This window comes from Pseudoflavonifractor hominis (genome assembly GCF_014288125.1).
Classification (GTDB): Bacteria; Bacillota; Clostridia; order Oscillospirales; family Oscillospiraceae; genus Pseudoflavonifractor_A; species Pseudoflavonifractor_A gallinarum.
Genome location: NZ_JACOPR010000004.1, coordinates 16965 through 42337, shown reverse-complemented (window position 1 = coordinate 42337; position 25373 = coordinate 16965). Strand labels below are relative to the sequence as shown.

22 protein-coding genes and 6 tRNA genes are annotated in these 25373 nt (G+C 61.7%); 9 read left to right on the top strand and 19 right to left on the bottom strand.

What is annotated here, in order from left to right; genetic code table 11:
* Positions 1–212: 212 nt before the first annotated feature.
* Together H8S34_RS07980 and H8S34_RS07975 are read right to left on the bottom strand one after the other, a co-directional pair.
* Positions 213–1490 (bottom strand): adenylosuccinate synthase, encoded by a 1278-nt coding sequence (locus tag H8S34_RS07980; RefSeq protein WP_101692944.1) that lies wholly within the window; start codon positions 1488–1490, stop codon positions 213–215.
* A 145-nt stretch (positions 1491–1635) separates the two neighbouring features.
* Positions 1636–2304, bottom strand: a complete 669-nt coding sequence (locus tag H8S34_RS07975; RefSeq protein WP_186963636.1) for an RsiV family protein — start codon at positions 2302–2304, stop codon at positions 1636–1638.
* 191 nt (positions 2305–2495) lie between these two features.
* Here H8S34_RS07975 and H8S34_RS07970 point away from each other — a divergent pair, with 191 nt between their 5' ends.
* The 9 genes from H8S34_RS07970 (at position 2496) to H8S34_RS07930 (ending at position 8120) form a co-directional block, all read left to right on the top strand.
* Positions 2496–2807: a YerC/YecD family TrpR-related protein gene (locus tag H8S34_RS07970; protein WP_101692946.1), complete on the top strand. Its 312-nt coding sequence runs from the start codon at positions 2496–2498 to the stop codon at positions 2805–2807.
* Entirely contained in the window at positions 2794–3546 is a 753-nt protein-coding gene (locus H8S34_RS07965) for a class I SAM-dependent DNA methyltransferase (RefSeq protein ID WP_101692947.1), read from the top strand. The genes H8S34_RS07970 and H8S34_RS07965 overlap by 14 nt, the downstream gene beginning before the upstream one ends.
* A gap of 5 nt (positions 3547–3551) precedes the next feature.
* On the top strand, positions 3552–4430 hold the full coding sequence (gene hslO / locus H8S34_RS07960) for an Hsp33 family molecular chaperone HslO (protein WP_186963635.1): 879 nt from the start codon (positions 3552–3554) through the stop codon (positions 4428–4430).
* Positions 4431–4580: 150 nt separating this feature from the next.
* Positions 4581–4656, top strand: a tRNA-Val gene (locus H8S34_RS07955).
* A gap of 4 nt (positions 4657–4660) precedes the next feature.
* Positions 4661–4737: transfer RNA gene (locus H8S34_RS07950), tRNA-Asp, on the top strand.
* 3 nt (positions 4738–4740) lie between these two features.
* Positions 4741–4816 (top strand) — tRNA-Phe (locus H8S34_RS07945).
* A gap of 55 nt (positions 4817–4871) precedes the next feature.
* Positions 4872–4947 (top strand) — tRNA-Gly (locus H8S34_RS07940).
* A 47-nt stretch (positions 4948–4994) separates the two neighbouring features.
* Positions 4995–5069 (top strand) — tRNA-Cys (locus H8S34_RS07935).
* Positions 5070–5558: 489 nt separating this feature from the next.
* Entirely contained in the window at positions 5559–8120 is a 2562-nt protein-coding gene (locus tag H8S34_RS07930; RefSeq protein ID WP_186963633.1) for a LamG-like jellyroll fold domain-containing protein, read from the top strand.
* A 70-nt stretch (positions 8121–8190) separates the two neighbouring features.
* Here H8S34_RS07930 and H8S34_RS07925 read toward each other — a convergent pair whose 3' ends face one another.
* The 17 genes from H8S34_RS07925 to ffh form a co-directional block, all read right to left on the bottom strand.
* Positions 8191–8646, bottom strand: a complete 456-nt coding sequence (locus H8S34_RS07925) for a MarR family winged helix-turn-helix transcriptional regulator (protein ID WP_186963631.1) — start codon at positions 8644–8646, stop codon at positions 8191–8193.
* 36 nt (positions 8647–8682) lie between these two features.
* Positions 8683–9978 (bottom strand): M18 family aminopeptidase, encoded by a 1296-nt coding sequence (locus tag H8S34_RS07920; protein WP_186963629.1) that lies wholly within the window; start codon positions 9976–9978, stop codon positions 8683–8685.
* Positions 9979–10142: 164 nt separating this feature from the next.
* Positions 10143–10219, bottom strand: a tRNA-Arg gene (locus H8S34_RS07915).
* A 312-nt stretch (positions 10220–10531) separates the two neighbouring features.
* On the bottom strand, positions 10532–11272 hold the full coding sequence (locus tag H8S34_RS07910) for an N-acetylmuramoyl-L-alanine amidase (protein ID WP_186963627.1): 741 nt from the start codon (positions 11270–11272) through the stop codon (positions 10532–10534).
* A gap of 51 nt (positions 11273–11323) precedes the next feature.
* On the bottom strand, positions 11324–12037 hold the full coding sequence (locus H8S34_RS07905) for a formate dehydrogenase accessory sulfurtransferase FdhD (protein WP_186963625.1): 714 nt from the start codon (positions 12035–12037) through the stop codon (positions 11324–11326).
* A 248-nt stretch (positions 12038–12285) separates the two neighbouring features.
* Positions 12286–15000, bottom strand: a complete 2715-nt coding sequence (fdhF, locus tag H8S34_RS07900) for a formate dehydrogenase subunit alpha (RefSeq protein ID WP_207724930.1) — start codon at positions 14998–15000, stop codon at positions 12286–12288.
* A 17-nt stretch (positions 15001–15017) separates the two neighbouring features.
* A complete protein-coding gene (locus H8S34_RS07895) occupies positions 15018–16892 on the bottom strand; it encodes an NADH-ubiquinone oxidoreductase-F iron-sulfur binding region domain-containing protein (RefSeq protein WP_101692955.1) in 1875 nt (624 codons plus the stop codon).
* Positions 16889–17368, bottom strand: a complete 480-nt coding sequence (locus tag H8S34_RS07890; RefSeq protein WP_186963624.1) for an NADH-quinone oxidoreductase subunit NuoE family protein — start codon at positions 17366–17368, stop codon at positions 16889–16891. The genes H8S34_RS07895 and H8S34_RS07890 overlap by 4 nt, the downstream gene beginning before the upstream one ends.
* Before the next feature lie 187 nt (positions 17369–17555).
* Entirely contained in the window at positions 17556–19328 is a 1773-nt protein-coding gene (locus tag H8S34_RS07885) for a phosphoenolpyruvate carboxykinase (GTP) (RefSeq protein ID WP_186963622.1), read from the bottom strand.
* Positions 19329–19473: 145 nt separating this feature from the next.
* Positions 19474–20337 carry a 16S rRNA (adenine(1518)-N(6)/adenine(1519)-N(6))-dimethyltransferase RsmA gene (gene rsmA, locus H8S34_RS07880; protein ID WP_186963620.1) on the bottom strand — a complete coding sequence of 288 codons (864 nt, stop codon included), beginning with the start codon at positions 20335–20337 and terminating at the stop codon, positions 19474–19476.
* A 161-nt stretch (positions 20338–20498) separates the two neighbouring features.
* Positions 20499–21032 (bottom strand): nitroreductase family protein, encoded by a 534-nt coding sequence (locus tag H8S34_RS07875; protein WP_186963618.1) that lies wholly within the window; start codon positions 21030–21032, stop codon positions 20499–20501.
* Between the two features lie 135 nt (positions 21033–21167).
* Positions 21168–22004, bottom strand: coding sequence for a DegV family protein (locus H8S34_RS07870; protein WP_101692960.1), 837 nt, complete (start codon positions 22002–22004; stop codon positions 21168–21170).
* A 106-nt stretch (positions 22005–22110) separates the two neighbouring features.
* Positions 22111–22905, bottom strand: a complete 795-nt coding sequence (gene trmD, locus H8S34_RS07865) for a tRNA (guanosine(37)-N1)-methyltransferase TrmD (RefSeq protein ID WP_101692961.1) — start codon at positions 22903–22905, stop codon at positions 22111–22113.
* On the bottom strand, positions 22906–23403 hold the full coding sequence (rimM, locus tag H8S34_RS07860; protein WP_186963616.1) for a ribosome maturation factor RimM: 498 nt from the start codon (positions 23401–23403) through the stop codon (positions 22906–22908).
* Between the two features lie 61 nt (positions 23404–23464).
* The gene (locus H8S34_RS07855; RefSeq protein ID WP_101692963.1) at positions 23465–23695 is read right to left on the bottom strand and encodes a KH domain-containing protein; all 231 of its coding nucleotides are present in this window, start codon (positions 23693–23695) and stop codon (positions 23465–23467) included.
* 17 nt (positions 23696–23712) lie between these two features.
* Positions 23713–23952, bottom strand: a complete 240-nt coding sequence (rpsP, locus tag H8S34_RS07850; protein WP_101692964.1) for a 30S ribosomal protein S16 — start codon at positions 23950–23952, stop codon at positions 23713–23715.
* 68 nt (positions 23953–24020) lie between these two features.
* The gene (gene ffh, locus H8S34_RS07845; RefSeq protein ID WP_186963614.1) at positions 24021–25373 is read right to left on the bottom strand and encodes a signal recognition particle protein; all 1353 of its coding nucleotides are present in this window, start codon (positions 25371–25373) and stop codon (positions 24021–24023) included.

Here is a 25373-nt window from a genome sequence, read left to right as displayed (position 1 = left end):
AAAGAAGGTCCAAATCCGTTTTTTCCGAGGACATGTGCCTCGGAAAAAACACTTCTCAGCCCACAAGCGTGCGCGCTTTGCGCGTGCGACGCAGGGGGCTGTATCCCCTCGAAAAAATGCTTGCATTTTTGAGAAGCGTGTCGAAGTTTTTCGACACGCATAAAAAGGCAGACAGCCTGTGGCTGTCTGCCTTTTTGATCCTCGCGTTTTGATTACTTGCGCAGGGCGATCTCGTGGCGCTTGGGGCCGGTGGAGACGATGGAGATGGGGTAGCCGATGTGGCGCTCCAGGAAGTCCACATAGTCCTTGGCGGCCTGGGGGAACTGGCTGTAATCGGTGATGCCCCGCATGTCGCACTTCCAGCCGGGCAGAGTCTCGTACACGGGCTTAGCCTTCTCCAGCAGAGCGGGCACGGGGAAATCCGTGGTGACCTTGCCGTCGATCTCATAGCCGGTGCAGACCTTGATCTCATCCAGGTAGCCCAGGCAGTCGATGGCGGTCAGGACCACCTGGGTGGCACCCTGGACCATGCAGCCGTACTTGGTGGCCACGGCGTCAAACCAGCCCACCCGGCGGGGACGGCCGGTGGTGGCGCCGTACTCGCCGGCATCGCCGCCCCGGCGGCGCATCTCCTCGGCCTCCTCGCCGAAGATCTCGCTGACGAAAGCGCCCGCGCCCACGGAGGAGGAGTAGGCCTTGGTGACCACCACCACGTCGCGGATGGCCGTGGGAGGCACCGCGCCGCCCACTGTGCCGAAGCCGGCCAGGGTGTGGGAGGAGGTGGTCATGGGGCAGATGCCCAGGTTGGGGTCCTTCATGGAGCCCAGCTGGCCCTCCAGCAGGATCTCCTTGCCCTCGGCCAGGGCCTGGTGGACATAGGTCACCGCGTCGCCCACATAGGGCTTGAGGCCATCCCGATAGCCCATCAGCTCTTCAAAGAGGGCGTTGGGATCCAGGAGGGGCTTGTGATAGAGGTGCTCCATGAGCACGTTTTTCAGGGTGCAGATGTGCTCCAGCTGCTCCTTCAGGCGGGCCTCGTCGTAGAGATCGGCCACCTGAATGCCGATCTTGGCATATTTGTCCGAGTAGAAGGGAGCAATACCGGACTTGGTGGAGCCAAAGGCCTTTCCGGCCAGGCGCTCCTCCTCATAGGTGTCCAGCAGAATGTGGTAGGACATGAGCAGCTGGGTGCGCTGATCCACGATCACGTGGGGAGCGGGGACGCCGCCGTCCTCCAGGGTCTTGAGCTCCTTGAGAAACGCGGGGACATTCAGCGCCACGCCGTTTCCGATGATGTTGGTGGTGTGGGGGTAAAAGACGCCCGAGGGGAGCTGATGCAGGGCGAATTTACCGTAGTCGCAGATGATGGTGTGGCCGGCGTTGGCACCGCCCTGAAAGCGGATGACCACGTCGGACTTTTCGGCAAAGAGGTCGGTGATTTTTCCCTTACCCTCGTCGCCCCAGTTTGCGCCAACAATTGCTTTGACCATAATGAGCCTCCTGCCGCGGGGATTCGCGCATTGGCCTTTTCCCGCGCGCAAACGTCGCTGCCTGCGGATGTTGTCCCCAAAACAGCGGTGATATTATATCGCGTTTTTTCTGGGATGACAAGGCGTAAAAGTCGAAAAAATCACCTTATTTTTTCGTGACAGCAGCAGAAAAGGAAAAGCGCGGGGCGCCGGCCGAGGGGGCCGCGAGGGTGTCCGGTGCGAACCAGACGGTCACTCCTTCCGAGGTAAGAAAGAACTGCTCCGGCTGAAAATACCGGCGCAGCATGGCTGCGGAATCGGGGCGGAAGGGCTCACCCGAGGCGGTCCGGGCGGCCATTTGGTTCGAAATCTCTTCCAGCAGCCGATGCTTCCAGCGGCGTCCCCCTGGCAGGAAGCCGCGCAGGGGAAGGGGGGACCCATCCAGGAGGGACCAGGTATCCCCGTGCTGCTGGGCGCGTTGGACCCCGGACCGCTTCTCCTCCACCTGCCAGGTCAGACTGAGAACCTCCGGGGTTTGCAGGGTGAGGGTATAGTCCAATGTGGCCTCCCACGGGGAAAAGGAGGCTCCCTCCGCCAGGGCGGCCTTCTGGGCGGCGCAGGCCCGGGTATAGAGGACGCCGGTCCAGCGGCTTCGCCAGGCGTCGGAGAGCTGGCGGTAGTAGCGGTTGATCCTGCGCGCGCCCCGGCTGTCGCTCACCAGGCGGGGCAGACAGCAGGAGATGCGCAGGACGGGCGCGCCATTCAGCTTCAGCTGCTGCACAAAGCGGCTGGGCTGTATGGGGATCTGTCCGCCGTGGATGGATATGGAAGTCATGGGTCAGGCCCCCTTTTCTCATTCAAACAAACTCTGTACGCAGTATATGGGAGGAGATGTTAAAAGGTGTTTCTGTGAAAAAAATCGGAAAACCTGTTTACTTTGCCGATTCACTTTGGTAAAATACATATGGCCCTGTTGTTGAGCCGATCCGGTACGGGGCAAGCTTAAAAAAGCGGGAGGTAACCGTTTTGCCTAAAAACATGAAAAAGGAGCAGGGAGACCTGCTTTATGAGACCATTTTGTCTCTCAAGGATCTGGATGAATGCAAAAAGTTCTTCTCCGACCTGTGCACCATGGCGGAGCTGCGCGCCATGGAGCAGCGCTTTGAAGTGGCGCTGCTTCTCAGCGATGGAATGATCTACAACGACATTCTGGAGCGCACCGGCGCCAGCAGCGCCACCATCAGCCGTGTGAACCGCTCGCTCCAGTATGGCGCGGACGGCTATCAGACTGTTCTTCCCCGCGTCAAGGAGAAGCTGAAAGCCAATGGCCAGCTATGAGTTTTTGGCCGGGTGCTATGACGAGCTGACCACCGATGTGAAATACGCCCAGTGGGCTGACTATCTGGAGAAGCATTTTGCCCGTGCCGGGATCGGGATCCATACGGTATTGGATCTGGCCTGCGGCACGGGCAGTCTCACCTGGGAGCTTGCCCGCCGGGGCTATGAGATGATCGGCGTGGATCTCTCGGAGGAGATGCTGGCCCAGGCCAATGAAAAGGGCGTGGAGCAGGAAGTGGCCGAGCGGCCCATTTTCCTCCATCAGTCCATGGACCGGCTGGACCTCTACGGGACCATCGACGCCTGCGTGTGCTGCCTGGACAGCGTGAACTATGTCACCCGTCCGGCGCTGCTGCGCAAGGCCTTTGAGCGGGTCCATCTCTTCCTGATGCCGGGGGGCATGTTCATCTTTGACATCAACACGCCCGAGAAGCTGCGTGGACTGGACGGACAGGTCTTTCTGGACGAGACGGAGGACACCTACTGCGTCTGGCGGGCGGAGTACTCCAAGCGGAGAAGGATCTGCACCTACGCCATGGATCTCTTCTGCCGGACGGAGGACGGCCTCTGGGAGCGGGGCGAAGAGCTCCACGAGGAATATGCCTATGAGCCCGACGAGCTGGAGGAGATGCTCCGTGCCGCCGGGTTCCGGAAGATCACACGCTATGGAGAGCGGATCATGCGCCGGCCCCGGGCAGGGGAAGAGCGGATCTTCTTTGTGGCACGAAAGGAATTATAAGGAATATGTCAGATCAAATTGTACGGGTGCTGGCCAAAGATGCACCGATCAAGGCCAGTGCCATTTCAGCGCGGGACCTGGTGGAGCGCTCCCGACAGATCCATAAGACCCTGCCGGTGGCGACCGCTGCCCTGGGCCGGGCGCTGATGGGCTGCTCCATGATGGGCAATCAGCTTAAGGAGGAGCATGGCACCGTCACCTTGCAGATCAAGGGCGGCGGACCGCTGGGCTCCATCACGGTCACGTCGGACAGCGAGGGAAATGTCCGTGGCTATGTCCAGAACGGTGAAGTGGAGCTGATGGAGAAGGTCCCGGGCAAGCTGGACGTGGGCCAGGCGGTGGGCGTGGACGGCACGCTGACCGTCATCAAGGATATCGGCCTGAAAGAGCCCTATGTGGGCAGCATCGGCCTGCTGTCGGGGGAGATCGCGGACGACATCACCGCCTATTTCGCGGAGAGCGAGCAGATCCCCTCGGCCTGCGCCTTGGGCGTGCTGGTGGACACCGACCAGAGCGTGCTGTGCGCGGGCGGATATCTGATCCAGCTCCTGCCCGGCGCGGATGACGAGGTCATCAGCAAGATCGAGCGGGGCGTCCATGCGGTGGGGCCGGTCACCACGGCGCTGAAGGAGGGCATCTCCGCGCTGGAGCTGGTCCGCCGGGTCCTGAGCGATTTCGAGCTGGAGGTCCTGGAGGAGTCTCCGGTGGAGTACCGCTGCTATTGCAGCCGGGAGCGGGTCAGCCGCGCCCTGATCAGCATGGGGCGGGAGGAGCTGACCGCCCTGCTGGAGGAGCAGGGGAGTGCGGAGCTCACCTGCCAGTTCTGCGATGCGGTCTATCATTACAGCCGGGAGGACCTGGAGAAACTGCTCTCTGAGATCTGACCGGACAGGCCGCCGGACGGGATTTTTACCCGGCCCGGCGGCCTGTAAAAAGGCCTTAAAAAAATATGAAAAAAGTGGTTGACATCTCGGGGAAAGCCTGCTATAATAACATCCGTCGTGTGAGGCACGACAGTGAAAGAGAATGAATGAGGGAGCATAGCTCAGCTGGGAGAGCGCATGCCTTACAAGCATGATGTCACAGGTTCGAGCCCTGTTGTTCCCACCAGTATGGCGCGGTAGTTCAGTTGGTTAGAACGCCGGCCTGTCACGCCGGAGGTCGAGGGTTCAAGTCCCTTCCGCGTCGCCATATGCCTCTGTAGCTCAGTTGGTAGAGCAGGGGACTGAAAATCCCCGTGTCGCTGGTTCGATTCCGGCCGGAGGCACCAAAACCCTCTGAGATACATATCGTATCTCAGAGGGTCCCGAAAGGGTCTGCACGATGCAGGTGTAGCTCATCTGGTAGAGCGCCACCTTGCCAAGGTGGAGGTAGCGAGTTCGAGCCTCGTCACCTGCTCCATGTACGAAAGTACATACAAAAGAGAACAGTTACACTGTTCTCCATATGGCGCCATAGCCAAGCGGTAAGGCAGAGCTCTGCAAAAGCTTTATTCCCCAGTTCGATTCTGGGTGGCGCCTCCAAAGAAACACCAGCCAATCGGCTGGTGTTTCTTTTTGTACCTGGGAATTTTAAAATGTTCGTTTAGCCAAAACGTTTATAAGGGGCATCGGTCTGCTGACCGGTGTCCCTTGCTGTATTTTGGTGATTTGTTCCGGGCGGAAAGTCCCATGTAAAGCGGAGTGAATCAGAAGCTGCACCCAGTTCCAGCTCTGTTTTCAAACCATGCCTTTTATTTACAGTGCGATCGAAATTGCCATTCTGAAAAATAGAAGAAAACTAAGCGGAAAAGCTGGACAAACGACATAAAATGCGGGGGAATGCAATTCTGCGGCGGAATATGCGCCACGGCGCTGATTTTACAGGTGTTTTGCATAAGATGCGTTGTACAGTTTACACGGAGTTTTTAGAATAGTAGATGGACCGAGCCACGGGCGAGATCTCCCGGTTGGAGCGGTAATCTATAAAAAGGGATGGATAGAGACATGCACTGGAAACGCAATTTTTCTGGTATGCTGGCTGCGACTTTGCTGATCGGCACGATGCCTGCGGCGATGGCCTGGGAGGCCCCCGCGGTGGACGGCTGGCAGGAGGCCGGAAGAGAGGGCGTCGCCGCGCGCTTTTTTGTGGGCAGCGATACGCACATCGGCCGGGGCGGCGCGGATGAGAAGGTCGCCAATGCGCTGGATGTGTTTTATCAGGTAGACCCCCAGGCCGACGGAGTGCTCTTTGTGGGCGACCTGACCGACAGCGGCTCGGAGGCGCAGTATGACCGGCTCATGAGCATCATCAACGAGAGCGACCTGGGCGCGGCCGGAAAAGTCGTTCTCTCCATGGGCAACCACGACATGGGCGGGGGCATTGACCGCTTTGAGTCCAAGACCGGGCAGGAGTCCAGCGAAGTGCTGGACCTGGGCGGGATCACCGTCATCAAGATGACGCCGGTGGGCGGAAGCAATTACACCGGAGACTATGACATGGTCAAGGCGGCGCTGGAGCAGGCCGATCCCGATGAGCCGGTCATCGTCATGGGCCACCACGGCATCCGCGATACCGCATATGTGACCAACGAGTGGTACGGCAACTACGGAGAGGGCACGGACCGGGACCTGACCCAGCTCTTTGAGCAGTATCCCCAGGTGATCCACATCTCCGGCCACTCCCACTCCACGCTGGAGGACGCCCGCTCCATCTATCAGGATGACGGCTATACCGCCATTCAGGACAGCACCATCGGCGCCTATTTTGAAAATGAGAGCGGCAAGGTGGACCCGGTCACCGGGCAGGCCTCTACCTATCCCTACGATGCGGATTACTCCTCGCAGGCCCTGCGGGTGGATGTGATGGAAGACGGCACGGTGGAGATCTACCGGATGGACCTGACCGAAGGGACGTATATGTACGAGTCTGAGCCCTGGGTCTTTGACGGCGGAAACGATGGTGAGCGTCCCTACACCGAGGAGCGCACGTCTTCCGCGGCGCCCTCCTTTGCGGAGGGGTCTGTGGTGACCGTCAGCGATGTGACCGGCGACTCCATGGTGGTGCATTTCCCCACTGCCGCGGAGGCGACCGGGGACAATGCAGACATGATCCATGAGTACTGGATCACGCTGACCAACACCGCCGATCAGAGCAAGGTGGTCCGCAAGGTGTTTTCCGACTACTATAAAGAGGACCGCCAGAGCGAGATGTCCGTGAAGATCACCGATCTGAATGGCAACACCACCTATTCTATCCAGGTGGAGGCGGTGACCTCCTTTGATGCCATCAGCAATCCCATCGTGGCCGAGGAGGACGTGACCACCGGCGCTGGTTATGTGCCCACCTATCCCGCCGAGGCTATCTTTGACGTGGACTTTGCAGAAAAGGACAATGGCGCCGATGCCGCCGGCCACACCCAGACCGTGTTTGGCGAGCCCTCCTACCGCGTGGATGAGGAGCTCAACCGCACCGTGGCTGTGTTCGACGGCCAGAACGACGGCCTGCGCTACTCCATGACCAGCGAGGACTACGCCAAGCTCACCAAGAACTACACGGTGGAGCTCTTCTACAAGCCTCTGGACAACAAGAACAACAACCCCATGGGCAATACGCAGGTCTCCGGCTTCTGCTTCGAGCAGAAGGGCGGCACCAACACCCTTCAGTTCTGGTCCCATATCGGCGGCAGCTACAAGACCCCCGAGGTGGATGTGGCGGCCAATGAATGGAACCACATCGTGGGTACCTATGACGGAGAGAACGTCAAGATCTATCTCAACGGCGAGCTGAAGGACTCCGTTCCCGCCTCCGGCAGCATGAAGGAGCCCCCTCACTACCTCTTCCTGGGCGGCGACACCACCTCCGGCGGCGAGCTGGAGTACCAGGCAAACTGTGAGATCGCGCTGGCCCGGGTGTACACCGGCACGATGACGGCGGAAGACGTGCAGAAGGCCTATGAGGCCGCCGTGACCCCCGTGGAAGAGCCCGAGGAGACCGCTGTGACCGTCTCGGTCAGCGGCCCGGAGAAGGCGGGCCAGAACGCCCGCGTGTCCTACACCTTCGCACTCAACGGCGATGTGACCGGGCTCAAGACCGTGCATCTGACCTTTGACATCCAGGGACAGGGCATGTTCACCGACACCCAGGCCCTGGAGGCCGCCGAGGGCTTCCAGCTGCTGGGCCAGAAGAAGACCGCTCTGGAGGATGGCGTCCGGTATGACGTGGTTCTCAGCTACGGCCTGTCCGATGCGGAGGCCATGGCGGAGCTGAAGGAGATGCTGGAGCTGTATGTCCGCACCACGGAGCAGAGCGGGGAGGTGCAGGTCACCCTGCGCAATGTTCTGGTCAACGACGGCGTTCAGGCTCAGGTGGATGAGGCTGCGTCCGCAGTACACACGGCGGTGAGCGACCTGTTCGATGTGGACGGCGACGGCGATCTGGATCTCAACGACATCGCGGCGGCTCAGGACTACTACCAGGCCAAGGAGGGCGATGCCAACTGGACCGAGGCCCAGAAGGCGGACGTCAACCAGGACGGCGCAGTCAACCTGCAGGACCTGGTGGAGCTGGCCAAGGCCTACCTGGACGTGGTGTAAGGCCTGCTTATCTCCAAGAGAACGCATAAAAGATTCCCCCTGCCGCAGTCAAGCGGCAGGGGGAATTCGTTTATGGGGCGGAGGACTGCATCTCCTCCAAAGTCTGGCAGGAGCGCTCGGCCAGGATTTGCAGGGTGTGGAGCAGCTGCTCCTGGGTCTCGGGGGGGAGTTCCCGGGTCAGGGAGTCGGTCCAGTGGTCCCGCAGACGGTAGACCCGTTCGATCAGGGGACGGGCCTGCTCTGTGACATACAGATGGCGTACCCGCCGGTCGTGGGGGTCGGGCTCCAGATAGACATAGCCCTGCTCACTGAGCTTCTGCACGGCCTTGGTGACCGTGCCCTTGTCGAAATGCCCCAGCTTGGCCAGGTCATACATGGTAATGCCCTCGTGCTCCGCGATGCGCAGGAGAAAAAACTGCTGCCCGCTGCCGATTTGATTGGGCTCCAGGGTGAGATCAAAATACCGGTTGGTATTGCGCTGCAAGATGGAGATATACCGCAGGATGGTAATAGACTCGTGTTTCATGGATTTGCCTCGTATGGATGGAGCGTCACGGCCTGCTCAGAGGGAGTAGAGGCCGTCCCCACAGCAGGTAAAGGGACGCTGGTAGAAGGCACGGACCGCGGCGGTCATGTGGGCGATATCCTTGGTGCCGGCCGTCTCCACGGCGGAGTGCATGGCCAGCTGGGCCAGGCCGATGTCCAGCATGGGGGAGGAGACGCTGTGGCCCTGGAGATTGCCCAGGGTGGAGCCGCCGGGCATATCGGCCCGGTTGGCAAAGCGCTGGACGGGGATCTGGGCCTCCCGGCAGATCTGCTCAAAGAGGGCGGCGCTGACGGCGTCCGTGGTATATTTCTGGGAGGCGTTGACCTTGATGACCACGCCGCCGTTCATGCGGGGCGCATTCTGGGGATCGGACTTTTCCGGATGATTGGGGTGGATGGCGTGTCCGTTGTCCGCCGAGAGGATGAGGGAGTTGGCGGCGATCTGCCAGGCGTCCTGGGCATCCTGTCCCAGACAGTGCAGGATGCGGTGAAGGGTGTCGGACAGGAAGGTCCCCTCCGCGCCCTGGCGGCTGGAGGAGCCCACCTCCTCGTTGTCCAGCATGCCCCACACACCGGCAACAGCGGGCTGGGGCTCACTCCCCAGGAAACCCAGAAGGGTGGTGGCGGCGCACTCCAGATCATCGATCCGGGGACTCATGAAAAAGGCCCCGTCCGGTCCGATCCGGGTGGCCTTCTGCCGCACGGCCAGGCAGAGATCCCAGGTCAGGATGTCGGCGGGCGCGACGCCGGCCTCTTGAGCGATCAGCTCCAGCAGGGCCAGACAGCCGGCCTCGCCGTAAAGGGGCTGGAGATCCACCTGGGGATCCCATTTGCGCCCGTCGTTGACGCCCCGATCAAAGTGGATGGCGACGCTGGGGATGGTGAGGAGATCCCGGTCCAGATAGACCAGGCGGCTGGCCAGGCCCTCCGCTGTGCGGACCACCACCCGTCCGGCCAGGGTGAGGGGACGGTCCAGCCAGGTGCCCATCAGCATACCGCCGTAGCCCTCGGTCTCCAGCTTGGTGTACCCGGCCTGCTCCACACAGGTGTTCTTGACCCGCCAGGTGGGGGCGTCGCTGTGGGAGAGGGCAAGGCGCCAGCCGCGGATGGGCTGGACGGGGAGCCGGAAGGCCAGCACGGCCGAGCCGTTTCGGGTGACATAGTAGGAGCCGCCCGGCGCGAGGGCCCAGGGAGCGGATTCCTCCAGCCGGAGAAAACCCGCCTCCTCCAGGCGGCGGACGGATTCCGCCGCCGCGTGCCAGGGGCTGACGCCTGCATCCAAAAAGGAAAATACAGAGGAGATATGATCCATCAGTTCCAGATCCTTTCTAACAGAGAAGGTGATATCCGCTTGGGAGCGGCCCTGGAGAGGGCCGCTTGTTCTATTATACAGGGGATACTTGGAAAGAGCAACGTGTGGGCAGGGAACGGAGGATAAAACAAAAGAGAGACATGACTCACGTCACATCTCTCTTTTGGTACGGCTGAAGGGATTCGAACCCCCGACCTTTTGGTTCGTAGCCAAACACTCTATCCAGCTGAGCTACAGCCGCATACCGTTTCGCGATTACTTATCGCTGACAGCTCAATTATATTAGCACATCATTTGGAAAAATACAAGCCTTTTTTGCAAAAAAATAAAAAAAGAAAAAGCACGTACTCCGACGTGCCCGCTGAGATGGTCTGCCCCTGCGGCGGGGAACCGCTGCTCCCCGCCGCAGGACAGTGTGAATAGAAAAGAGAGGGAAGAGAGAGGAGGAGTTTTTTCTGTGTCATTTGCTTCCTGACGAGGATATCATACCAGCTTTGCGCGGGAAATGGATGGACAGTTTGCAAACGGTATATGAACTTTCTGTGAACGTCAATCAGACCAATGTAATGAAATCGGAACTGGCCCATCCCACCATCCCGTCAAACCGGACGGAATACCAGTCCTGCCACTGCCCCAGAACGGTGAGAGGCGCGCCGTCGTAGGCCTTGGCCAGGACGGAGGAGGCGGTGTCCGGGCGGTCCCGGATGTTGAGATAGCCCCAGTTCACATCCACCACCGCCGGTCTGGGGGGCTGTGGCTCCAGGAAGGGGAGGGAGAAGTACTCGGTCAGAGCCAGCACGATGCTGCGGGCGATGGCGTCCAGATTGCCCTTGACCCAAGCCGCGTCGTCGGGGTTGTCGTGATATCCAAGCTCCAGAAATACAGAGGGGGCCCGGACCCGCCGCACCTCGCCGATGGAGGTGGTGGGCTCCGCCCGGACCTTGTTGGGGAGGGGGTAGACCGTCTTCAGGTTATCGGCAATCAGATTGGCGGCCTCCTGGCCCTGGATGCTGCCGGGGAAGTAAAAGACCAGCACACCCCGGACCTGTCCATAGCGCCCCTCCGGCGCCGCGTTGGAGTGGAGGGCCAGGTGCAGGTCATAGGTCCCGGCGTTGGAAGCGCGAATGGAGGAGAGGGCGGTCATATCCGGCGTATTGCGGACATAGCGGATGCCGCTGGCCGAGAGGTAGGGGACCATAGCGTCGGCCAGACGGTTCATCCACTCCTCTTCGGTGCCCCCGGTGACATACAGGTTGTTCTCCTGGGTGGAGGGGGAGAGATAAATGATGGGCATAGGAACAGACCTCCTTTTAGCCCATCCTATGAATCGGGGGAGAAAGCGGTGCTAACGGGCGGGATCGATGCGCTCTGGGCAGGCGTAGAGGTTCATCCGCTCCCCGCGGATGAAGCCCGCCAGAGTGATCCCGTGGGCACGGGCCAGCTGGATGGCCCGGTCGGTGGGGGCCCCCTTGGAGAGCACGATGGGGATGGCGGCCCGGGCGGCCTTTTCCATCATATCGGCGGAGAGCCGCCCGCTGACCGCCAGAACACAGCGGCACAGGGAAACATGGTGGAGCAGGGCGTGCCCGATGATCTTGTCCACGGCGTTGTGGCGGGCCAGATCCTCCCGGGAGATGAGAGAACCGTCCGGGAGGGAGAGGGACACGCAGTGTACCCCGCCGGTGCGCTGGAAGAGAGCGGAGGCACTCAGGTTCCGTCCCATGATGGCGTAGGCCGCCGAGGCGGGCAGGCGGATGTCCTCCGGACGGTCCGGGGCTGAGGGCACGGCCGCGGGGGTACGCGTCACATAGGCGGTGTGCCGGTCAGGGGAGAAGGAGAGGGTATGCAGCTCCCCGGCCGACGACAGATATCTCCGGCAGAAGAGGTTCCCGGTCACCAGCTCCTCCAGGTGGGCGGGGGAACAGGAGAGCAGGAGGGAGTCGGTCCCGTCGATCTCCACCCGGAGGGGATGCTCGACCACCACCTCGTCCTGTCCGGGGGTGTCGGTGGAGCGGGAGATGTGGACCACGTCGCACAAAACAGAGAGAGCGTCAGTCATACAAAATCCTCGTAGAAAAAAGGGGCGGCCATGGGAACTCCCGTGGCCACCCACAGACGGTCAAAAGGTGTACTGCTGCGATCGGTGCTGCAAGAGCCTCGCAGAGTTCCGCCGTCCGCAGACGGCGGAAGAGAGTCAAATCGTGTTTTCCGGCGGCGTGTACGTCGGAAAACACTCTGCTCAGGCCACAAGTGTACGAGCGTCAGCGAGTGCATGCGGTGGCCTGTATCCCCAGGGTGGGTTGGTGGTTATGCCTTTGTGATCTGGATGGCGCAGACCTTGTACTCGGGGGCCCGCGCGATACGGTCCAGCGCCGCGTTGGTCAGCCAGTTGCAGTTCCCCTCCAGGTAGTGGAAGGGCATCCAGCACTCGCCCGGGGAGGTCTTGCCGCTGACCCGGGCCGTGGTCTCGATGGTACCCCGGCGGGAGGAGACCCGGATGGTGTCGCCGTCGGCGATGCCCAGGCGCGCGGCGTCCTGGTCGTTGAGCTCCAGGAAGGAGCCGCCGGCGATCTCCACGATCTCGGGCGTCTTGTCCGTCATGGCACAGGCGTTGTAGTGGTAGAGGATGCGTCCCGTCATCAGGAGGAAGGGATAGCTCTCATCGGGCAGCTCCATGGAGGGGACGTAGGCGTAGGGGGCGAAGAGGCCCCGTCCGCGGCTGAACTGTCCCACGTGGAGGATGGGGGTGCCGGGATGCTCCGGCGAGGGGCAGGGCCACTGGAGACCCTGGCCGTGGAGCTCCTCGCTGTCCAGCCGGGCGTGGCTGATGCCGCCGTAGCTGGGCGTGAGGGAGGAAATCTCCTCCATGATCTGAGCGGGGGTGAGGTGGGGCTGGGGATATCCCATCCGGTTCATGAGCTCGGTGAAGATCCAGGTGTCGGGCTTGGCATTCCCCGGGCTGGGAACCGCCTTGCGGACCCGCTGGACCCGCCGCTCGGTGTTGGTGAAGGTGCCTTCCTTCTCGGCGTAGCTGATGCCGGGCAGGACCACGTCGGCCAGCTTGGCGGTCTCGGTGAGGAAGAGCTCATCCACCACCAGGAAGTCCAGCGCACTCAGGGCGCGGCGGACGTGGTTGGTGTCGGGATCGGTGCGCATGGGGTCCTCACCGAAGATGAACAGGCCACGGATGGTCCCCTCCAGCATGGCGGGGAAGCAGTCGGTGGCGAACATGCCCGGCTCGGCGGGGAGGGAGACCCCCCAGGCCTGCTCGAATTTGGCCCGCACCTCGGGGTTGGTCACCTTCTGATAGCCGGGGAAGTCGGTGGGGGAGGCGCCCATGTCGCAGGCGCCCTGGACGTTGTTCTGTCCGCGGATGGGATTGACGCCGCAGCCGGGGCGGCCCAGCTTGCCCACCAGCATGGCCAGGTTGGACAGGGACATTACGCCCTCAGTGCCGCTGGAGTGCTCGGTCACGCCCAGGCAGTAGAGGATGGGGGCACGGTCAGCCTTGGCGTAGAGCCGGGCAGCGGTGCGCAGATCCTCGGGATCGATGTGGCAGATCTCGGCCACCCGCTCGGGGGTGTAGTCCTTGACCAGATCCCGCAGGGCCTCGAAGCCCTCGGTGCGCGACTCGATGAAGGACCGGTCCTCCAGGCCCTCCTCCAGAATGACGTGCATCATTCCGTTGGCGAAGGCCACGTTGGTGCCGGGCTTGAGTTTTAGATGGACGGCGGCCTGCTTGGACAGACCGATGTTGCGGGGATCGACGACGATCAGCTTGGCGCCGCGCTGAAGCGCCTGGCGGATCTGCATACCGAAGACGGGGTGAGCCTCCTCGGGATTGGAGCCGACGAGCAGAATCACGTCGGACTCACGGGTCACATCGGCGATGGTGTTGGTCATCGCGCCGGACCCCAAAGTGGTTGCCAGACCGGCAACTGTGGGGGCGTGTCACACACGTGCGCAGTTGTCGGTATTGTGATTACCGAAACAAGTGCGCACCATCTTCTGAAGCATGTAGATGTCTTCGTTGGTGGAGCGGGAACAGGCAAAGCCGGCCAGCGCGCCGTTGCCGTACTCCCGCTTGATGGCCTGGAACTTGGAGGCCACCAGGTCCAGCGCCTCCTCCCAGGAGGCTTTGCGGAATTCTCCGGTGGAGCGATCCTTGATGAGGGGATCGGTCAGACGTCCGTTGGAGTGGATGAAGTCATAGGAGCCGTAGCGGCCCTTGACGCAGAGGGTGTTGTGGTTGGAGGGGCCGTCCGCGGCCTCCACGCCCACGACCTTGTTGTCCTTGACCATCAGATAGTACTGACAGCCCACCGCGCAGTGGGGACAGGTGGTGAGCACTTTCTTCTCCACCTGCCAGGGGCGGTAGTTCTGCTTGCGCTTGGAGGTGAGAGCGCCGGTGGGACAGGCGGCCACGCAGTTGCCGCAGGACTCACAGTTGCTCTCCCGCCAGGGCATGCCGAAGGCCGGGCTGATGACCGACTCAAAGCCGCGCTCCATGGTGTCGATGGCGCCGCAGCCCACGATCTTGTGGCAGGTGTTGACGCACCGGTGGCACAGGATGCACAGGTTGGGGTCGTAGGTAAAGAAGGGGTTGGAGTCGTCCACAGGACGGTTGCTCATCTCGCCGGGGCAGGAGGTCTCCTTCACTCCGTACTCATAGCACAGGTCCTGAAGCTTGCACTCGCCGTTGGAGGGGCAGGAGAAACAGTTGGTGGGGTGGTTGGAGAGGAGCATGTCCAGAATGCCCCGCCGGGCTTTCACCACGGCCTCGCTCCGGGTCAGGATGGCATCCCCCTCGGAGCAGTGGGCGGAACAGGCGGTGTCCATTTTGGACCGGCCCCGGTTCTGGATCTCCACCGTACAGATCCGGCAGGAGCCGTCGGGCATGAGACCCTTGATGTGGCAGAGGGTGGGGATCTTGACCCCGACCCGCTCGGCCGCCTCCAGGATGGTCGTGCCCTTTTCTACCTCGACGGGGATGCCGTCGATGGTAACGTGCAGCAAACTCATAGCAGTGATTTCCTCCCTTAATCCACGTAGATCGCACCCACCGGACAGCCGGACAGACAGGTGCCGCATTTGATGCACTTGTCCGGGTCGATGGCGTGGGGCTGTTTGACCGTACCGGAAATGGCCTCCACCGGACAGTTGCGGGCGCACTTGGTGCAGCCGATGCACTTGTCCGGGTCTACCTTGTATTGCTTGAGGGCCTCGCAGACGTGGGCGGCACACTTGTGGTCCACGATGTGCTCTTCATACTCTTTGCGGAAGCGCTTGAGGGTACTGATGACGGGCAGGGGTGCGCTCTTGCCCAGGCCGCAGAGGGAATTCTTGCGGACGAACTCGGCGATCTCCTCCAGCTTGTCCAGGTCCTCCAGCGTACCCTTTCCGGCCACGATGCGCTCCAGAATCTCCAGCATCCGCTTGGTGCCGATGCGGCAGGGGGAGCATTTTCCGCAGCTCTCCCGCTGGGTGAAGCTCATGAAGAAGCGGGCCACTTCCACCATGCAGGTGTGCTCGTCCATGACCACCAGGCCGCCGGAGCCCACGATGGCGTCGTATTTTTTCACCGTGTCGAAGTCCAGGCCCACGTCCAGGTGCTCCCGGGTGAGGCAGCCGCCCGAGGGACCGCCGATCTGGACCGCCTTGAAATCGCCGCCGCCCTTGATGCCGCCGCCGATGTCATAGATGATCTCCCGGAGGGTGGTGCCCATGGGCACTTCGATCAGGCCGGTGTTGGCGATGGAGCCGGTGATGGAGAAGGTCTTGGTGCCGGGGCTGTTGTCCGAGCCGATGGTGCGGAACCAGTCAGCCCCCCGGAGGACGATGTTGGGGACATTTGCGTAGGTCTCCACGTTGTTGAGCACGGTGGGCTGCTCCCAGAGGCCGTGGTCCACGGTGCGGGGCGGCTTGGTCCGGGGCATGCCCCGGTTGCCCTCGATGGAGGCGGTCAGAGCGCTGCCTTCGCCGCAGACAAAGGCCCCGGCGCCCCGGTTCACATGGAGGTGGAAGGTGACGCCGCTGCCCAGGATGTTCTCACCCAGCAGACCGGCTTCCTCCGCCTGGGCAATGGCATAGTGCAGGCGGGAGACCGAGTTGGGGTACTCGGCCCGGACGTAGATATAGCCCTCCGTGGCCCCCACCGCATAGCCTGCGATGGTCAGGCCCTCAATGAGCTTATAGGGATCGCCCTCCATGACCGAGCCGTCCATGAAGGCACCCGGATCGCCCTCGTCGCCGTTGCAGACCACGTATTTGACGGGGGCCTCCGTGTGGGCGGCCACCTGCTTCCACTTGGTGCCGGTGGGGAAGCCGCCGCCGCCGCGGCCCCGCAGGCCGGAGCGGTCCACCTCCTGGATGACCTGATCGGGGGTCATATCGAAGAGGGCCTTGCTCAGGGCGTCGTATCCGCCCACGGCGATGTACTCGTCCAGGGAGACGGCGTCGATGTTGCCGCAGTGCTCCAGCACCACCCGGGTCTGTCCCGCCATGAAGGGGATGTCCTCGGGCTTGGGGCAGGTCTTGCCGTTCTGGCTCTCGTAGAAGAGGCGCTCCACCGGCTCGCCCCGGCAGACGGTCTTTTCCACGATCTCGGCGCAGTCCTCGGGCTTCACCTTGACGTACTGATAGTGATAGGGCTCGATCCGCACCAGGGGACCCAGCTCACAGATGCCCTGACAGCCGGTGTTGGCGATGCCGATGTGGGGCACGTGTCCGCAGCACTCCACCTCCACATTGGGCAGATCCTGACAGAGCTTCCGCATGGTCTCGGCGATGACCTGGGAGCCGGAGGCGATACAGCCGGTGCCGGCACAGACCAGGATGCGGCAGCGATAGGCGCTCAGGGCCTGCTGGGCCGTCTCCCGGCGCTCCAGAAGGGAATTGCGATCTTCCATCCTCATTGGGCTTCACCTCTCAGTTCCTGCAGCAGGGCCACCGCTTTTTCGGGCGTCATTTTGGGATGTACTTCGTCGTTGACGGTTAGCGTGGGAGCCAGGCCGCAGGCGCCCAGGCAGGAGACCGTCTCCACCGTAAAGAGCATGTCGTCTGTGGTGTGCTTCTGGGCGCTCAGGCCCAGTTCCTTCTGCATAGCGGCCAGAATGGGCGCGGAGTGCCGGACGTGGCAGGCGGTCCCATCACAGACCTTGATGACGTACTTTCCCTTGGGCTCAAAGGAAAAGTTCTTGTAGAACGTGGCGATACTGTATGCCTTGGATTCTTTGATCCCCAGCGCGTCGGCCACATAGGTCAGAAGCTCACGGGGAATATAGCGATAGGCTTCCTGAATGTCCTCCAAGACCGGAATGATCGCGCTTGGCTGCCTGCCGTAGCGGGCAATGAGCTCGTCGGCCTTGGCAAAATAGGACTGCTCTAACATAGACGCTCCTCCTTGCTTCCGGGCGGCCCCGCTGGTTGGACCATGGAACGCCGGGAAGTCAGATTTCTCTACCCTTATACCATACAACATTTTGACGGAATTGACAACTAAAATTTAACCTCATTAGTTTAAAATAAATGGTTTAACAAAAGGCCCGCCATATGATCCATATGGCGGGCCAGGTCAATTATTTCAGCCGCGCTTCCAGGGCATCCAGTTCCTGGGCGAGTACCGGGGGGAGCTTATCGCCGAATTTGGCGTAGAAGGAGCGGATGGCCGCCACGTCCTCCAGCCACAGGTCCCGGTCCACCGAGAGCAGGCCCCGAAGGGTCTCCAGATCGACGCCCGAGTCCTCCAGATCGATGTCCTCGGGCCGGGGCTCATAGCCCAGGGGGGTCTCGTCGGCGTCCACCTCATCGAAGCAGCGCTTCATGATCCACTCCAGCACCCGCAGGTTGTCGCCGAAGCCGGGCCAGAGGAAATGACCCTCGTCATCGGTGCGGAACCAGTTGACATTGAAGATCTTGGGGAGCTTGGCGGCGTCGGTGCACTGCTCCATATCCAGCCAGTGCTGCCAGTAGTCCCCCATGTGATAGCCGCAGAAGGGGAACATGGCCATGGGGTCCCGGCGGACCACGCCCACGGCACCGGCGGCGGCCGCCGTCGTCTCAGAGGCCATGATGGAGCCCACAAACACGCCGTGCTCCCAATCCCGGGCCTGGTAGACCAGGGGAGCGGTCCGGGCTCTGCGTCCGCCAAAGACGATGGCGGAGAGGGGCACGCCGTGGGGATTCTCAAACTCAGGGGAGATGCAGGGGCAGTTCCGGGCGGGCGCGGTGAAGCGGCTGTTGGGGTGGGCGCCCTTCTCCGAGGAGGTCTTGCCGTTCCAGGGATTTCCCTTCCAGTCCACCGCGTGCTCGGGCGGGTTCTTGTCCAGGCCCTCCCACCACACGGTGTTGTTGTCCAGGTTATGTACCACGTTGGTGAAGATGGTGCCCCGCTGGGTGGTGTGCAGGGCGTTGGGGTTGGACTTCTCGTTGGTGCCGGGCGCCACGCCGAAGAAGCCGTTCTCCGGGTTCATGGCCCACAGGCGGCCATCCTCGCCCACGCGGATCCAGGCGATGTCGTCGCCCACACACCAGACCTTCCAGCCCGCTTTCCGGTAATGCTCGGGCGGGATGAGCATGGCCAGGTTGGTCTTGCCGCAGGCGGAGGGGAAGGCGGCGGCCAGGTAGCGGACCTCGCCCGCCGGATTCTGCACGCCCAGGATGAGCATGTGCTCGGCCATCCAGCCCTGCTTCCGGCCCAGGTAGGAGGCGATGCGCAGGGCGAAGCACTTCTTGCCCAGGAGCACGTTCCCGCCGTAGCCGGAGTTGACCGACATGATGGTGTTGTCCTCGGGGAAGTGGACGATGTAGCGGTTTTCCGGGTCCAGGTCCGCCTTGGCGTGGAGTCCCTTGACATAGTCGGGGGAGTCGCCCAGCGCCTCCAGAACGGCGTTGCCCACCCGGGTCATGATGCACATATTGAGCACCACATAGATGGAGTCGGTCAGCTCGATGCCGTACTGGGCAAAGGGAGAGCCCACCACGCCCATGGAGTAGGGGATGATGTACATGGTGCGCCCCTTCATGGCGCCGGTATAGAGGCGGCGGAGCTTGGCATACATCTCATCGGGCGCCATCCAGTGGTTGGTGGGGCCCGCGTCCTCTTCCCGGCGGGAACAGATAAAGGTGCGGTCCTCCACGCGGGCCACATCGTTAACTGCGGTGCGGTGCAGGTAGCAGTCGGGCAAAAGTTCCTCGTTCAGCTTTTCCAGCTCGCCCGTAGCGCAGGCCTGGGCCCGTAGCGCGTCGATCTGTTCCTGACTGCCGTCGATCCAGACCATCTGATCGGGCTGGGTCATTGCGGCCATATCAGCGATCCAGTCCAGGACCGCACGATTCTTCGTAGGTGCCATAGAGAATACCCCCTCGAAAATGCTTTGGTTTTATTTTACAGGATTGGGGGAGAAAAAACAAGCTCTTTTTCTCTACCGCACTAAAGAGAGTGAAAAGGGGTAGATGGAGCAACTTAAATAGTAAAAATAGATACTAAGAATTATCTTAAGACTGTTTGGAATTGCTTTGCAGGCGGAAAGCTAGCTCCGCAAAGGCGTCAATTCCAAGGCGTTCGCCTCGGATGGTCTCTTCCAGCCCGCATTCCGCCAAAACAGAGCGTAAGATATCCTTAGAGTATCCTCCACTGCTGTTTAAGCTGTTCAGTAAGGTCTTTCTGCGCTGGGCAAAGGCGGCCTTGACCACCCGGAAGAAAGTCTTATCGTCCACCAGCGTCTGGGGAGGGGCCTTCCGGGGTACCAGACGCACCACGGCGGAGGTCACCTTGGGCGCGGGGAGGAAGCACTCCGGGGGCACGTCAAAGAGGAGCTCGGTCTCAGCGTAGTACTGACAGAACACGGAGAACGCGCCGTAGTCGGAGGAGCCGGGGGCGGCGCAGATCCGCCGGGCCACCTCCCGCTGGATCATGACGGTGATGGCGGAGAAGCACCCCGCCTCCAGGAAGGAGGTGATCACCGGTGTGGTGATGTTGTAGGGGAGGTTGGCGCACACCATGGGGGTGAGCCCCGCCAGATGGGATTCCGCCAGGGCGCGCAGGTCCAGCTTCATCACATCCCCGGGGATGACCTCCGCATTTGGGAAGTCGGCCAGAGTCTCCGACAGGATGGGGAGGAGGCTCTTGTCCAGCTCAACGGCGGCCACCTTGTCGGCGCGCTGGGCCAGCTGGACGGTGAGGGGGCCGATGCCGGGGCCAATCTCGATCACGCCCACCCCCGGGCCCGCACCGGAGGCCTCGGCGATCTGCTGGGGCACCCAGCTCTCGATGAGAAAGTTCTGTCCCATGGATTTGGAGAAGTGAAAGCCGTGCCGTGCCAGCAGGGCCTTGATGTCTTTCAGATTACAGAGATCCATTTGCTACCACCTTAAATTTCATTACAAACTTGCGAAAATGAGTAAGAACAGTATACCTGAGGGGAAAAGCGCCGTCAAGGCGGGGGGGGGAAGACAGAACAGAGCCCGCCGCCTGCTCCGGTGAGCAGACAGCGGGCCCTGCGGGCATGTTTTTCTTTCGATCAGCGGTAGGAGAGGAGGGTCTCCACATCCTTGCGCTTGGGGGCGACGGCCTCGCCGTCGGGATGACCGATGGCGATCAGGGCCATCAGCTCCTGGTCCTCCGGGATCTGGAGGAATTCCTCCAGCCCCTTGCGGTCAAAGATACCCATGATCACGGTGCCGAGGCCCAGGTCATGGGCGGCCAGGCACAGGGTCTGGGCGGCGATGCCGCAGTCATAGTACTGCCAGCCCCCCTCCCGGTCGGTGGAGAAGGAGCCGTCCCGCTCAAAGCCGGAGCGGTTTTTCACAAAGGTCTGGGCGATCAGGGTCTTGCATCCGCCGATGATGCGGCCGTTGAAAGCGGCATATTTCTCACAGATCGTCTGGAGGGCCGCCGGGTCCTCAATGGCGATGTAGCGGCTGATCTGCGTGTTTTTCCAAGACGGCGCCCAGGCCGCCAGAGAAATGACCTGCTCCAACAGGGCATGGCTGACCGGCTCATCGGTGAATTTCCGCACGCTGCGGCGGGTTCGGATACAGTCCTGAAGTTCCATCTGTAAAAACCTCCCGGAAAAAGTTGGTGATACTATCGTACCGTCTGTGTTTGGAAAAGTCAAGTCCCCGCCCGGGAGAAAAAGAGAGCGGGCCGCTCTGTCCCGTTCCGACAGAGCAGCCCGCTGACCGGCTGATCAATAGGCGGCCACAATGCCGCCGTCATTGGCGTAGACCGTGGAGATTCCACCGGTCTCGCAGATAAGGATTTCACCGAATTTGCAGCTCTTCAGCGCCATCTCCTTGAGCTGGAAGGCGCGCTCCAGACAGTTGCAGTGGGTGATGCAGAGGGTCCGCCCGCTGTGGGCCGGGTCCTTGGCCATGAGTTCCACCATCTTGGAGAGGGCCTGCTTCATGGACAGGGCCTGCCCGCGCTTGCAGATCTCGCCCTCCGGCGTGGCGCCCATGAGCAGCTTGATCTTCAGTGTCCCGGTGACCAGGCTCTGAAGACGGGTCAGGCGCCCGTTTTTCCGCAAGTTATCCAGGGTCTCCAGCACGAACAGGGTCTCCATCTCGTTGATGAAGCGGGAGGTCTGCTGGACCACGGCGTTGAAGTCCAGACCGGACTGGGCCAGCTCCAGCACCTTGAGGGCCACCAGCACCTCGCCGGAAGAAGCGGAGCAGGAGTTGAAGATGTGGATGCGCACCCCGGGATGATCCTCCAGGAACATGAGCCGGGCCTGCGCCGCGCTGTTGTGGGAGCCGGAGAGAAGGGCGGAGAGGGTGACCACATAGATGTCGTCCGCCCCGCAGTCAAAGGCCTCAAGATAGGCAGCGGGGGAGGGGCAGGAGGTCTTGGGGGCCTCCTCGCTCTCCTTCATCCGCCAGAGCAGGTTGGCCTGATCGAAGGTGTCGTCATCCACAAAGGTATGGGGCCCGACCTGAATCGTAAGGGGAACCTTACAGAAGGCGGAATTGTGCAGCAGCGCGGGGGTGAGGTCGCAGCAGCTGTCAACAATGATTTTAAAACTCATGTGAACCATTCCTTGATATCATTTTGAAAATTATATTTCGGAGTATGGAGCCATTGTATCATGCCGGGCGGAAAAAGTAAAGGGAAAGGAGCCGAGATCGGGCACGCTACGCCTGGGAATCGGGCTCCGCCGGGTCTGAAGCGGTCTCCAGACGCTGGCGCTCCTCCTCGGCGATCTCCCGGAGCAGCTTCTGGTCGGCCTTGGAGCTCAGATCCAGCTTGGCGTAGAGATCGGGGCGCCGGTCCCGGGTGCGGAGGATGGACTGCTTGCGCCGCCACTTTGCGATGTTGGCATGGTGCCCGGAGAGGAGGATGGACGGAACCTTGCGGCCGTGCCACTCCTCGGGACGGGAGTACTGGGGGTACTCCAGCATGCCGTTCCAGTGGCTCTCATCCTCAAAGCACTCGGGGTCGGCCAGCACGCCGGGGACCAGGCGGGCCACTGCGTCGGCCACGCACATGGCGGGCAGCTCGCCGCCGGTGAGAACGAAATCGCCCAGGCTGATCTCCTCGTCCACGCACTCCTCGATGAAGCGCTCGTCGATGCCCTCGTAGTGGCCGCAGACCAGGATCAGGTGGTTGTACTCCTCCTTAAGCCGGCGGGCGTCAGCCTCGGTAAAGGTCTTGCCGCAGGGGGAGAGGTAGATGGTGCGCACCGGCCCCTCACCCAGGGCCTTGGCGTGCTCCCAGCAGCGGAAGAGAGGATCGGCCTGCATGACCGCCCCCCGGCCGCCCCCGTAGGGGTAGTTGTCCACTTGCTTTTGCTTGTTGAGGGTGTAGTCCCGGATCTGGTGGGCCTCGATGCGGATGAGGTCCCGCTCCTGGGCCCGGCCCAGGATGGACTCGTTCATCATGTCGCCCACGGTCTGATCAAACAGGGTCAGGATATCGATGCGGTACATTTAGCCCTCCATCCCTTCGATCAGGTGGACCCGGACCCAGCCCTCGTCCACGTTGGTGCCCCGGAGGAAGGCGTCCACCGCCGGGATCATATAGGTCTTGCCCTCGCCCTTGACCACATAGACCTCGTGGGCAGGCGGGGTGAGGACTTCATCAATGACGCCGATGGAGGCCCCGGTGTCGTCGTCGATCACGGTGAGCCCGATGAGGTCGGCGATGAAGTGGCGGCCCTCGGGCAGCACGATCCCGGAGCGGTCGATCTCCACGATCTTGCTTTTCAGGCGCATGGCGGCGTTCACATCCTCCACGCCCTCCAGCCGGGCCAGGACATTGCCCTTGTGGGCCCGGGCGGCGCGGACCTTCACCGGCGCGCCGTCAATATAAAAGGTATCAAAGCCGCAGAGAAACTCGGGGGAGTCGCACCAGGGGACGATCTTCACCTCGCCCTGGATGCCGTGGGTGTTCACGATCTGTCCGGCTTCGAGAAACTGGCTTTTCATGGTGGTTTTCCTCCTTGCGTTTGGATACAAAAAAACAGCGGGGGAGTCCCCGCCGTTTTTGTTAGTCGACGATCTCAACCGAGACCTTGCCGCCCTGACGCTGGGCCACCGAACGCATCAGCGTGCGGATTTCTTTGGCGATGCGGCCCTGACGGCCGATTACCTTACCCATGTCTTCCGGAGCGACCCGGAGTTCCAGGATGGTCTCGCCATCGCCCTCGTGCTCGGAGACCGCCACCGCGTCGGGGTGATCCACCAGATTACGGGCGATATAAGTGAGCAGTTCCTTCATGCGGCCAAGGACCTCCATTAAAGGGCGCCGGCTTTTTTCAGCAGGGCCTTAACGGTCTCAGTGGGCTGAGCGCCGGTCTTGATCCAAGCCTGAGCGCGCTCGGCGTCCACCTTCAGCTCGGCGGGAGCGGTCAGGGGGTTGTAGGTACCGATCTCCTCGATGAAACGGCCATCACGGGGATAGCGGGAGTCGGCGACCACGATGCGGTAGAAGGGAGCCTTCTTGGCGCCCATACGACGCAGACGGATTTTAACCATGGTAGATTCACCTCCAACATATTCTACATCTCTATATGGTCAGCGCATGTGCGCGTACCAAACGGGGATCAGAAGGGGAATTTCATCCCTTTCATCTTGCCGAACAGTCCGGCCTTGCGCTTCATGCGTCCGCCGGAGAACTGCTTGGTCACCTGCTGCATCATCTCAAACTGCTTGAGCAGACGGTTGATGTCCACCACCTGGGTGCCGGAGCCGGCGGCGATGCGCTTTTTCCGGCTGTTGTTCAGCAGGGAGGGGTTTTCCCGCTCGGCGGGGGTCATGGAGAGGATGATGGCCTCGGTCCGGGCCAGGGCACGCTCGTCCACATTGGCGCCCTCCAGCGCTTTGGCGTTGACGCCGGGCAGCATGCCGGCAATGTCGGCCAGAGAGCCCATATTTTTGATCTGAGCCAATTGCTCATAGAAATCAGCAAGGGTAAATTTGTTCTTGCGCAGCTTCTGCTCCAGCTCGGCGGCCTTCTGCATGTCGAAATTCTGCTGCGCCTTCTCGATCAGGGAGAGGACATCGCCCATACCCAGGATGCGGGAGGCCATACGGTCGGGGTGGAAGACCTCGATCTGGTCCAGCTTCTCGCCCACACCCACAAACTTAATGGGCTTTCCGGTGACCGCCTTGATGGAGAGGGCTGCACCGCCCCGGGCGTCGCCGTCCAGCTTGGTGAGCATGACGCCGGTGATGTCCAGCGCCTCGTCAAAGGTCTTAGCTGCGTTGACGGCGTCCTGACCGATCATGGCGTCCACGATGAGCAGGATCTCGTCGGGGGAGATGGCGGCCTTCATGTCCTTGAGCTGCTCCATGAGCTCTTCGTCCACGTGGAGCCGGCCGGCGGTATCGATGAATACAATGTCGTTGCCGTGCTTGCGGGCGTGTTCGATGCCCGCCTTGGCGATGTCGATGGGATCGATCTGCCCCATCTGGAAGACGGGGACGTCCAGCTGACCGCCCACCACTTCCAACTGGGTGATGGCCGCCGGGCGGAAGGTGTCGCAGGCCACCAGAAGGGGACGCTTGCCGTGCTGCTTTTTCATGTAGCCGGCCAGCTTGGCGCCGTTGGTGGTCTTACCCGCGCCGTTGAGACCCACCAGCATGACCACAGTGGGGGGCTTGGGGGAGATATTGAGCTTGGCAGTCTCGCTGCCCATCAGGTTGGTGAGTTCCTCGTTGACGATCTTGACGATCATCTGGGCGGGGGTGAGGCTCTCCAGTACGTCGGAGCCCACCGCGCGCTCGGTGACCGTGGCGACGAACTGCTTGACGATCTTGAAGTTGACGTCGGCCTCCAGCAGGGCAACCCGGATCTCGCGCATGGCCTCCTTGACGTCGGCCTCGGTGAGGCGGCCCTTGCCGCGCAGCTTCTTGAACGCCGCGGATAGTTTTTCGGTGAGTCCTTCAAAAGCCAT

Coding starts and splice junctions, on each gene's coding strand:
- H8S34_RS07885 (WP_186963622.1), bottom strand. CDS start 19,328: ATGGCACCTACGAAGAATCGTGCGGTCCTGGACTGGATCGCTGATATG.
- H8S34_RS07975 (WP_186963636.1), bottom strand. CDS start 2,304: ATGACTTCCATATCCATCCACGGCGGACAGATCCCCATACAGCCCAGC.
- H8S34_RS07910 (WP_186963627.1), bottom strand. CDS start 11,272: ATGCCCATCATTTATCTCTCCCCCTCCACCCAGGAGAACAACCTGTAT.
- rimM (WP_186963616.1), bottom strand. CDS start 23,403: ATGAAAAGCCAGTTTCTCGAAGCCGGACAGATCGTGAACACCCACGGC.
- H8S34_RS07855 (WP_101692963.1), bottom strand. CDS start 23,695: ATGAAGGAACTGCTCACTTATATCGCCCGTAATCTGGTGGATCACCCC.
- H8S34_RS07920 (WP_186963629.1), bottom strand. CDS start 9,978: ATGGATCATATCTCCTCTGTATTTTCCTTTTTGGATGCAGGCGTCAGC.
- H8S34_RS07965 (WP_101692947.1), top strand. CDS start 2,794: ATGGCCAGCTATGAGTTTTTGGCCGGGTGCTATGACGAGCTGACCACC.
- rsmA (WP_186963620.1), bottom strand. CDS start 20,337: ATGGATCTCTGTAATCTGAAAGACATCAAGGCCCTGCTGGCACGGCAC.
- hslO (WP_186963635.1), top strand. CDS start 3,552: ATGTCAGATCAAATTGTACGGGTGCTGGCCAAAGATGCACCGATCAAG.
- H8S34_RS07930 (WP_186963633.1), top strand. CDS start 5,559: ATGCTGGCTGCGACTTTGCTGATCGGCACGATGCCTGCGGCGATGGCC.
- trmD (WP_101692961.1), bottom strand. CDS start 22,905: ATGTACCGCATCGATATCCTGACCCTGTTTGATCAGACCGTGGGCGAC.
- H8S34_RS07875 (WP_186963618.1), bottom strand. CDS start 21,032: ATGGAACTTCAGGACTGTATCCGAACCCGCCGCAGCGTGCGGAAATTC.
- H8S34_RS07980 (WP_101692944.1), bottom strand. CDS start 1,490: ATGGTCAAAGCAATTGTTGGCGCAAACTGGGGCGACGAGGGTAAGGGA.
- H8S34_RS07895 (WP_101692955.1), bottom strand. CDS start 16,892: ATGAGGATGGAAGATCGCAATTCCCTTCTGGAGCGCCGGGAGACGGCC.
- H8S34_RS07925 (WP_186963631.1), bottom strand. CDS start 8,646: ATGAAACACGAGTCTATTACCATCCTGCGGTATATCTCCATCTTGCAG.
- ffh (WP_186963614.1), bottom strand. CDS start 25,373: ATGGCTTTTGAAGGACTCACCGAAAAACTATCCGCGGCGTTCAAGAAG.
- H8S34_RS07890 (WP_186963624.1), bottom strand. CDS start 17,368: ATGTTAGAGCAGTCCTATTTTGCCAAGGCCGACGAGCTCATTGCCCGC.
- H8S34_RS07905 (WP_186963625.1), bottom strand. CDS start 12,037: ATGACTGACGCTCTCTCTGTTTTGTGCGACGTGGTCCACATCTCCCGC.
- rpsP (WP_101692964.1), bottom strand. CDS start 23,952: ATGGTTAAAATCCGTCTGCGTCGTATGGGCGCCAAGAAGGCTCCCTTC.
- H8S34_RS07870 (WP_101692960.1), bottom strand. CDS start 22,004: ATGAGTTTTAAAATCATTGTTGACAGCTGCTGCGACCTCACCCCCGCG.